This window comes from Homoserinimonas sp. (assembly GCF_056262345.1).
On the sequence record NZ_JBACFR010000022.1, the window covers coordinates 1 to 3,558 of the forward strand.

Here is a 3,558-nt window from a genome sequence, read left to right on the forward strand (position 1 = left end):
GCATGGGACTTCTTCCTCTGGGACTCGCTAGAATACGAGTGTATTCCCGATAGAATACACATGTATTTGCTTCGACGAGACACGGGACCTACGAGATGACCAGATCCGATGAACTAGCCGGGGCCGCCCTGCGCCTCATCGCGCGCGACGGACTCACCGGCGTGACCTTTCGCGCCGTCGCGGCGGAGTCGGGCTGGTCTCTGGGGGCTGTGCAAAAGACGTTCGCCTCGAAGAGTGAGCTTTTGGGGGCAACGCTGCAGTATGCGCAGGCGACCGTTGCGCATCAGATCGAGGGCGAGCCAGGCCGGCCGACGCTTCGAGCGTGGCTGGTCAACCTCGTGATGGGCACATTGCCGCTCGACGAGTTTCGGAGAAGCGCGTGTCTCGTCTCGATCGCCTTCTCAGACCTCGCGCCGTTTGACCCCGCCGTCGCCGAGTCGCTGAGGGCAGGGGATGCGCAGCTGCGAAACAGGCTGCAGATGCTCGCGCGCCGTGCGCAGGCCGAGGGCGAGCTGAGTCCCGACGTCGACGGGGAGTATCTGATGCGCGGGGTGCTCGCCTTCGCGGCGGGTCTCGCCTCTCAGCTGCTGTACGACCCCATAGACGAGCCTGCAGCGCGGCAGATTGTGGAAGCCACGATGCTCGCCCTCGTCCCCGACATCGCATAACGCCCGGGGATTCGGTGCCCTGCGGGGCGGACGACCCAGCGCTGCTGACCGCCATCTGGGCCGCAACCCCTGATGCTGCGCGGGCATCCGGTCTTAGTCTCTGCCCATGACTCTGCTCGCAGATGTGCACTCCGCTTCGGCCCCAGAGCCTTTTTCGATTGCCGTTTCGGATGCTGCCCTCGCCGACCTGCGCTCGCGCCTTGAGGCAACGAGGCTGCCGGCTCAGACGCCGTCGGAACCCTGGGGTGCCGGTGTCGACATTCCCTATCTGCGCGACCTCGTGGGCTACTGGCGCGACAGCTTCGACTGGCGCAGCTCCGAAAGCGCCCTCAATCAGGTGCCGCAGTTCACGGTGAGAATCGGCGGAGACCGAGTGCACTTTGCCCACCTCACCGGGACGCACGTTACCGGGGCAGAAGACGCTGTCCGAAACGACGCGATTCCGATCATCCTGAGCCACGGCTGGCCATACTCCTTCATCGAAATGCTGCCCCTGGCGCGGCTGTTGGCGGAGGACGGGTTCGAGGTTGTTGTGCCGTCGCTGCCCGGGTTCGGTTTCTCCGACCCCATGAGTGAGCCGTTCGTGAGCGACGCGGTCGCCGCGCGATGGCACGCGCTGATGACGGCGGTGCTCGGGTATGAGCGATACGCCACGTATGGCGAGGATGTTGGCACCTGGGTGAGCGACCGTCTCGCCGCGAACTACCCCGACTCGGTGCTGGGGCTGTTCGCCACTCACGCGGCATTCCCGCCAGAGGAGCGACGCCACGACCTCACGCAAGAAGAGGAGACCTTCATCGCGTGGCTCGACGCCAAATGGGCGAGGGCAAGCGCCTATAGCGAGCAGCAGTCCACGCGCCCCGACACTCTCGCGGTGGGCCTGACCGACTCTCCTGCTGGGCTCGCCGCGTGGCTCGTCGAGAAGTTTCGCGAGTGGAGCGGAACCGCCGATGTTGAGGACTATTGGAGCCGTGACGAGATACTCACGACGATCAGCCTCTACTGGTTCACCGGGTCGATCGGCACGAGCTTTCGGGCGTACTACGACGACCAGTTCGAGACGCCGATGCCCATGGTCAATGTGCCGGTCGGGGTTTCGGTGCAGCACGGCGAGCGCGGATTCCCCCGCAGCTACGCGGAGCGGACGTACTCTGACATTCGATTCTGGAGTCCCTTGCCGAGGGGTGGCCACTTCACGGCCAAACAGTCTCCCCGGCTCGTGGCCGCCAATATGAGGGAGTTTTTTCAGGCAATCGCCTAGATCGGGGATGGTGCGAATGGTGTTCATCAGCGTTGTGATTCCCTCGCTGAACGATGCCCGCATGCTCGAGAGCTGCCTGGCTGCGCTAGCGCTGCAAACCCGCGCTCCCGACGAGGTGATCGTGGTTGACAACGGCTCGACGGATGACACGGCCGAGGTGGCGCGGGCGGCGGGGGCGACGGTCGTGACGGAGCCGCGCAGGGGAGTGTTGCGTGCAACCGCCGCAGGATTCGATGCGGCCAGGGGTGACATCCTGGGCCGGCTCGACGCGGACTCCCGTCCCGCTCCCGATTGGGTGGCCAGGGTGGAGGAGCGCTTCACCGCTGACCCCACCCTGTCTGGTCTCACCGGCCCCGGGAACTTTTATGACTGTGGGCCGGTGTGGAAGTTCATCGGCAAGAACATCTATATCGGCGGCTACTACTGGTTCATGTCGCTGTTCCTCGGCCAGGTGCCTCTGTTTGGGTCGACTATGGCGATCCGGAGGGAGGCCTGGCTCGACGTTCGCACCCGCATCCATCGCGACAACCCCCGGGTGCACGATGACATGGACATCAGCTTCGCCCTCGACCCCGCCATGGCGGTTGAGCTGGATGACCGACTCACTGCGTACATTTCCGCGCGCCCGTTCGACACCCTGGGCGGGTTCTTACGGAAGGTCGATTGGGCCTGCCGCAGCATGGTCGTCTACCTCTCAGAGGTGAGCTGGCTCGATCGCCGGCGGCTTAGAGCCGAAGCTCGTCGGCGTCGGGCCGACGAGCAGTTCAGGACTGCATGAACTCGAGCATGGCCTCTGCGAGCTGGTGTGGTGCCGTCTCGCACGGGCTGTGCCCCGTTGGCAGCACGAGGAGGTTGGCGCCCAACCGCTCGGCGAAGGCGAGGTGTGACGTGGCTTGCCACACGTCGCCGGTTCCCGTGACCACCAGGACCGGCAGGTTCGTGGCGCGCAGCCTCTCGGCGAAGTCTGGGGTGCGCTTCATGAGGGCCAGGATGTCTCCAACACTCGAGGGACGCGTCAGCTCGAATCGAGCGCGAACGAATTCGGCACGGTCGGCCGGGGCGCGGTGCACATTGAGCCGGAGCGCCGTGATGAAAGGGCGACCCAGCCTCCTGCCGGGCACGGCATAGCTCAGGGTGCCGATGCGTTTGAAGCCTCGAAGTGCCTGCCCTGACAGTGGGGGAGCCGACATCAATGTGAGGCTGGCGAATAGCTCGGGGCGCAGGGATGCGACGGTGCCGGCGATCGTGCCGGCGAACGAGTAGCCCAGCACATGAGCGGGCGTCGCCCCCTCCTCTAATACGGCGACGAGGTCGTCCGCGAACAGTTCGTAGGTGTAGCGAAGCTGGGGAGGGGAGAGGTTCTCGGGACCCGCGGCCGATGACTCGTATTGCCCGGCCATGTCGTAGGCCTCGACCCGGTATCCGGCGGCGGCAAGCAGGGGAAGCATGAGGACGAAGTCTTCTTTGGAACCGGTCATGCCGGGAACGAGCACGACGCGATCGCCGCCGATGGGGCCGAGGGAGATTCTGCTGAGCAGGCCGCTCGGCGCAGCGACGCTATCTTTCTCGACTCCGATGGGAAGCAGCGCCCAGTCGGTTGCGGCGAGCGCCTCGTCGAGCTGCCTGGCC

The 3,558-nt window shown here is 65.4% G+C and carries 4 protein-coding genes; 3 read left to right on the forward strand and 1 reads right to left on the reverse strand.

The features are described 5' to 3' along the window. Positions 1 to 95 precede the first annotated feature (95 nt). The 3 genes from AC062T_RS01110 to AC062T_RS01120 all read left to right on the forward strand — a co-directional run bounded on the left by AC062T_RS01110 (position 96) and on the right by AC062T_RS01120 (position 2,707). The gene (locus AC062T_RS01110; protein WP_476026596.1) at positions 96 to 668 is read left to right on the forward strand and encodes a TetR/AcrR family transcriptional regulator; all 573 of its coding nucleotides are present in this window, start codon (positions 96 to 98) and stop codon (positions 666 to 668) included. A 106-nt stretch (positions 669 to 774) separates the two neighbouring features. Continuing rightward, a complete protein-coding gene (locus AC062T_RS01115; RefSeq protein ID WP_476026598.1) occupies positions 775 to 1,929 on the forward strand; it encodes an epoxide hydrolase family protein in 1,155 nt (384 codons plus the stop codon). 16 nt (positions 1,930 to 1,945) lie between these two features. Continuing rightward, the gene (locus tag AC062T_RS01120; protein WP_476026600.1) at positions 1,946 to 2,707 is read left to right on the forward strand and encodes a glycosyltransferase family 2 protein; all 762 of its coding nucleotides are present in this window, start codon (positions 1,946 to 1,948) and stop codon (positions 2,705 to 2,707) included. On the opposite strand, the gene AC062T_RS01125 is transcribed toward AC062T_RS01120, so the two are convergent. Next, positions 2,694 to 3,558, reverse strand: an 865-nt coding sequence (locus AC062T_RS01125) for an alpha/beta fold hydrolase (protein WP_476026602.1), incomplete at its 5' end; no start/stop codon positions are given. The genes AC062T_RS01120 and AC062T_RS01125 overlap by 14 nt on opposite strands.

Coding starts and splice junctions, on each gene's coding strand:
- AC062T_RS01120 (WP_476026600.1), top strand. CDS start 1,946: ATGGTGTTCATCAGCGTTGTGATTCCCTCGCTGAACGATGCCCGCATG.
- AC062T_RS01115 (WP_476026598.1), top strand. CDS start 775: ATGACTCTGCTCGCAGATGTGCACTCCGCTTCGGCCCCAGAGCCTTTT.
- AC062T_RS01110 (WP_476026596.1), top strand. CDS start 96: ATGACCAGATCCGATGAACTAGCCGGGGCCGCCCTGCGCCTCATCGCG.